At 30.5% G+C, this 5,680-nt stretch carries 6 protein-coding genes; 5 read left to right on the forward strand and 1 reads right to left on the reverse strand.

The features are described 5' to 3' along the window. Window positions 1-231 precede the first annotated feature (231 nt). From B0E44_RS18225 to B0E44_RS18245, 5 genes are all read left to right on the forward strand, one after another. Window positions 232-1,182, forward strand: a complete 951-nt coding sequence (locus B0E44_RS18225; protein WP_077378800.1) for a zinc metalloprotease — start codon at window positions 232-234, stop codon at window positions 1,180-1,182. A 299-nt stretch (window positions 1,183-1,481) separates the two neighbouring features. Next, window positions 1,482-2,432, forward strand: a complete 951-nt coding sequence (locus B0E44_RS18230; RefSeq protein ID WP_077378803.1) for a zinc metalloprotease — start codon at window positions 1,482-1,484, stop codon at window positions 2,430-2,432. 78 nt (window positions 2,433-2,510) lie between these two features. Further along, window positions 2,511-3,602: an AI-2E family transporter gene (locus B0E44_RS18235; RefSeq protein ID WP_077378806.1), complete on the forward strand. Its 1,092-nt coding sequence runs from the start codon at window positions 2,511-2,513 to the stop codon at window positions 3,600-3,602. A gap of 1 nt (window position 3,603) precedes the next feature. Then, entirely contained in the window at window positions 3,604-4,785 is a 1,182-nt protein-coding gene (locus B0E44_RS18240) for a class I SAM-dependent methyltransferase (RefSeq protein ID WP_077378809.1), read from the forward strand. A gap of 22 nt (window positions 4,786-4,807) precedes the next feature. Then, window positions 4,808-5,374: a hypothetical protein gene (locus tag B0E44_RS18245; protein WP_077378812.1), complete on the forward strand. Its 567-nt coding sequence runs from the start codon at window positions 4,808-4,810 to the stop codon at window positions 5,372-5,374. A gap of 75 nt (window positions 5,375-5,449) precedes the next feature. On the opposite strand, the gene B0E44_RS18250 is transcribed toward B0E44_RS18245, so the two are convergent. Further along, window positions 5,450-5,629 (reverse strand): hypothetical protein, encoded by a 180-nt coding sequence (locus B0E44_RS18250; protein WP_077378814.1) that lies wholly within the window; start codon window positions 5,627-5,629, stop codon window positions 5,450-5,452. Window positions 5,630-5,680 lie beyond the last annotated feature (51 nt).

The raw sequence follows: 5,680 nt of genomic DNA on the forward strand, positions 1-5,680 counted from the left end.
TAACAAGATAAATAATACTTATTTAGATTATTAAAATATTTTAATCAAAAATTAACAAGTTATAGACTACGTAAATATCCCCAAATTACTATTAACCAAGTCAATAAAATCAATGATTTCAAAAAAAACGTAAAAAAATAGTGTTAAATTAATTTTAAAAAATAACCAATTTGTTATAAAATTGTAAAATAATTAACCAAACAAACTTTTTTTAACAAAATGATTAGTATTATGAAAAAATTAATTTTATCGGCAGCAGTTTGCCTATTGTTGTTTTCTTGTCAAAACGAACAATCTGAATCCACAAATGAATCTGTTAATGCTAGCACAGAAAGAAGCTGTGCTTCTCAAGATGTATTAGAAGCACAATTAAAAGCTGATCCAACTTTAGCAATTAGAATGAATCAAATCGAAGAGTTTACACAAAATGCAATATTAACAAAACGTTTGGTAAACGGAAAAATTGAAATCCCAGTTGTTTTTAATGTATTGTACAGAACTACTGCTGAAAACATTACAACAGCACAACTTCAATCTCAAATTGACATATTGAACAAAGATTTTAATGCATTGAATTCGGATTACAACACGCCAAACAATCCATATAGTAGTGTTAGAGCAAATGTGGGCATTACGTTTGTACTTGACCAAGTAGTTAGAAAAGCTACTACAAAAACATCTTGGGGGACCAATGATGCAATGAAGAAAACAAACACAGGCGGACTTGCAGCCATTTCACCAACTACAAAACTAAACTTTTGGGTTTGTACAATAGGTGGTGGTATTTTAGGATATGCTCAATTTCCTGGTGGAGCTTCTGCTACAGATGGAGTGGTTTGCGATAGTAAGTACGTAGGAAATACTGGAACAGCTACTTACCCTTTCAATTTAGGAAGAACAGCAACTCACGAAATTGGACATTGGATGAATTTACGTCATATCTGGGGAGATGCAACTTGCGGAAGTGATTCGGTATCAGACACCCCTACTCACAATGCTGCAAATTCAGGAGTTCCAGCGGTAGGACATAGAAGTACATGCTCAGGAACTCCGCTTGAAATGTACATGAATTACATGGATTACACTGATGACAGAGGAATGTATATGTTCTCAACAGGGCAAAAAAGCAGAATGTCAGCAATATTTTTATCAGGCGGTTCAAGAGCGTCTTTTAGGCTGTAATTTCTTTTGTTTTTAAAATTAAACTCACCACATCTTGGTGAGTTTTTTTTTTGATTAATAATCTCCCGTTTAAGAAATAATGATGCACAAAAAAGTATTACAACTATTGATAAACCTTTCATTTACAATACTTTTTAATTAATTATTACAGACTTCACTTACTACAAACAGTATTTCAACGGACAAATCATACCGTTTAACCGTTTTGACTCAAGTAACTTGCAACTATTGATTAATTGTTATAAAATTGCTATATAATTAACCAAACAAACATTTTTATAACAAAAAACCAATTATTTATGAAAAATTTATTTTTTTCGGCAGCAGCTCTACTATTGTTTTTCTCGTGCCAAAACGACCAAACTGAATTAACAACTGATGCTACTACTGCAATTACTCAACGAAAATGTGCTACACAAGATGTATTGGAAGCACAATTAAAAGAAGACCCAACTTTGGCCATTAGAATGAATCAAATTGAAGCTTTTACTCAAAACGCTCTATTGACAAAACGTTTAGTAAATGGAAAAGTAGTAATTCCAGTAATTGTAAACGTATTGTACAGAACAGCAGCAGAAAATATTTCGGATGCACAAATACAATCACAAATAGATGTATTAAACAAAGATTTCACTGCAACAAACTCAGATTTTTCAAATACACCAGCAGAATTTGCAGGAGTAGCCGCAAATGTTGGTATTACGTTTGAATTAGTAAAAATCAATAGAAAATCAACAACAAAAAGTTCATGGGGAACTAGAGATGCAATGAAAAGTACGAAAAAAGGAGGTCTCAATCCAACATCTCCTACAACAAACCTTAATTTATGGGTTTGTACAATTGGTGGAGGAATTTTAGGTTATGCTCAATTCCCTGGAGGTTCTTCTGCTACTGATGGAGTTGCAATTGATTCTAAATATTTTGGTCTTTCTGGTACGGCTAACTATCCTTATAATTTAGGAAGAACAGCTAGTCACGAAGTAGGTCACTGGATGAATCTAAGACATATTTGGGGTGATGCATCTTGTGGAAGCGATTTAGTTTCAGATACTCCTGTTGCTAAAACTGCAAATTATGGGGTACCTGTTTATCCATACGTAAGTACATGTCTTCCTGCTCATAATGAAATGACAATGAACTACATGGATTACACTGACGATAGAGGAATGTTTATGTTCACAAATGGTCAAAAATCAAGAATGAATGCATTATTTGTTTCTGGAGGAGCAAGATCTGGATTCGGTATATAATTTTTCTGTTTTTTTTTAGAATTTAAAACTCGCTACTTGTTAGCGAGTTTTTTTATCTTTATAACCAAATAAGACTATATGATTACATCAAAAATAATTTCAAATGGAATTTTAAGAGCAATTGGCACTTTAATTTTAGTCGCTTTGCTACTTTATTTTCTATATCAAGTTCAAAATGTATTAATTTATTTGTTGGTATCATTGATACTAACCTTAATTGGCATACCAATTTTGGATTTTTTCAAGAGACGATTAAAATTTAAACATACATTTGCATCTATTATCGTTTTAATGATTTATATCCTAATCATCTTTGGTTTTATAATAATGTTCATTCCATTGATTATTTCACAAGGTCAAAATTTGTCTCTTTTAAATACAAATGAAATTGAAAAGAACACTTTAGAACTTTTCAAGCAATTAAATGTTTTTTTGGAGCAACATCATATTGACTCTGCAGCTGTTTTTGATCCAAAAAACTTTAAATCAATACTAAATTTTAATATAATACCTAATTTTTTTAATTCTGTCGTTGGAGTAATCAGCAATTTTGGAATGGGTCTCGGATCTGTACTCTTTATTACCTTTTTTTTTCTCAAAGACAAATCTATTTTCGTAAAAGGCTCAAAATTGCTTATTCCTGACTCTCACGAAGAAAAAATATTAAACTCTATTGAAAAAATAAACGTATTACTTTCTAGGTATTTTATAGGCTTACTAATTCAGCTTTTCATTGTTTTCATATTATACACAATCGTTTTGTCTGTTTTTGGAATCCCGAATTCATTTGTAATCGCTTTTTTATGTGCCGTTTTGAATATCATTCCTTACCTAGGCCCATTAATTGCTTCAATCCTAGCAGCAGTTTTAACAATGTTAAGTAACTTGGGTTCCGACTTTCAATCTGAAATTTTACCCACTACTATTTATGTATTGATAGGCTTTTGGATCGTCCAGGTAATAGACAACAACTTTTCTCAACCAATCATTTTTTCAAAAAGTGTTAGTTCACATCCTTTAGAAATTTTCCTAGTAATATTGATTGCAGGATTCCTATTTGGAGTTATGGGAATGATTATTGCAGTTCCTTTATACACTATAATAAAAGTAATTAGTAAAGAATTTTTTCCTGATAATAAATTTATTCAACTAATAACAAAAAACATATAAATTGAACCTAGACATTTTAGACTCTAAAATTCAAGCTTTTATTGATTTAAATATTGGAGCCTCAATTTCAAAATTAGCTCTTCAAAAAAACCCATTTCCTACTGTAGAATGGATTTCTATTATAAATCAAATTGCCGCTAAAGCTAAAGCCAAAGACAAACTTCCAACTTGGTTTTCGACTTCTAACATTATTTATCCAAGCAAAATCTCCGTAGAACAAACTTCTTCGGAGAAAACTGCTTTATACAAAGCTTCCATTGTTTATGGCGAAAATTTAATTGATTTAACAGGTGGTTTTGGTATTGATGATTATTATTTTTCAAAAAAAATAAAAAACATTACGCATTGTGAAATCAATGCTGAATTATCCAACATTGTACAACACAACTGTAAACAACTAAACAGTAACAACATCACTTGTCATGTAGGAGATAGTTTTGAGACTTTATCAAAATTAAACATCAAATGGGATTGGATATACATCGATCCATCCAGAAGAAACGACACCAAAGGCAAGGTATTCATGCTAAAGGATTGCTTGCCGAATGTGCCAGAAAAATTGGATTTTTATTTTGAAAAATCAAATTCAATCCTAATAAAAACAGCACCAATACTAGATATTACAGCAGGTATTTCAGAGTTGAATCATATAAAATCCATACATATAGTAGCTGTTGAGAATGAAGTAAAAGAATTGTTGTGGGAATTAAGCAAAGAGTACATCGGTGTGACTTCCATTAAAACCGTAAATCTCACAAAGGAAAAAGAAGAGAATTTCGAATTTATTTTAGATAAAAACCTCAAACAGCCCAACTTTAGTCTGCCACAGAAATATTTATACGAACCCAATAGTGCCATTATGAAATCCGGTGGTTTTGACCAGGTTGGGCTTTTTTATGAATTGAATAAATTGCATAAACATTCACATTTATATACTTCAAATGACTTAAAAAAATTTCCTGGCAGAACTTTTGAAATTAAAAACTGTGTCGCTTATAACAAAAGTGAGATGAAACAACACCTACAAAACCAAAAGGCAAACATTACAACACGAAACTTTTCTGATTCGGTTGAGAGTATTCGAAAAAAATGGAAAATCATAGATGGTGGAGATTTATATTGTTTTTTCACAACAGATGAAAATAACACTAAAATTGTTTTAATTTGCACCAAAATAAAATAGAATCGCCCTTAAAATAAAATTTATGAAATACATATTTGTTACTGCCTTATGCATATTAAGTTTTAATCTTTTTGCTCAAAAACCTTGTGAATATTCATCAAACATTACCGATTCTATTGGAACTTACAAATCCACTAAAGAATATTTAATAAGTGAAAAAGTTTTTGGAGGAAATTCAAATTACATTTTTTATTCTTTGATACTAACGGATGGAGTGCCAACATTAAATGTACAATTTATACAAAAAAGCAAAGAATTTGTAAAAGCAAACTGTTTTGATAAAGATTCGAAGATTTATTTACAACTTCAAAATGGTAAAATTTACACCCTCTTACATATAGACCAAGAAAGTTGTGGCACTATGATACGAGATGACAAAGGCTTTGACAATAGAGTAAAAACGGGAATTTTCATGTTCACAAAAGATAATTATGAAGAATTAAAAAAATCTCCTATTTCCTTAATGCGAATAAAATACCTGACAGATGTAGAAGACTATATTTTCAAAAAAGAATTCACCGCAGAGCTGGATGGAAAAACATACCGCCCAGAAACTTATTTCATTGACAACTTACGTTGTGTAGAATAAATAACTATTTTTCAAAATAACAAAAAAAAAAGACATTTTCAAATGATTAATATTCATTTAAAAATGTCTTTTTTTTTATGCATTATAACTCTCTTGAGCATCGTTTTGTCTATCAATGTTGATGACATAATTTTTAACATTTCTAACCACTAATGGAACTAGCAATCCTATAACAACCACTTCAACAAATGTAATTCCTGATTTATTTTCGGGACTGATACATTTAAAAAAACTATTCTGCAATATCCTTTTCATCTAACGATTTGTATTTTCTTAATCTGATAGCTAAAACTAAAGATGTTTTTT

This window comes from Flavobacterium sp. A45, from assembly GCF_002001005.1.
Taxonomy (GTDB): Bacteria; Bacteroidota; Bacteroidia; order Flavobacteriales; family Flavobacteriaceae; genus Flavobacterium.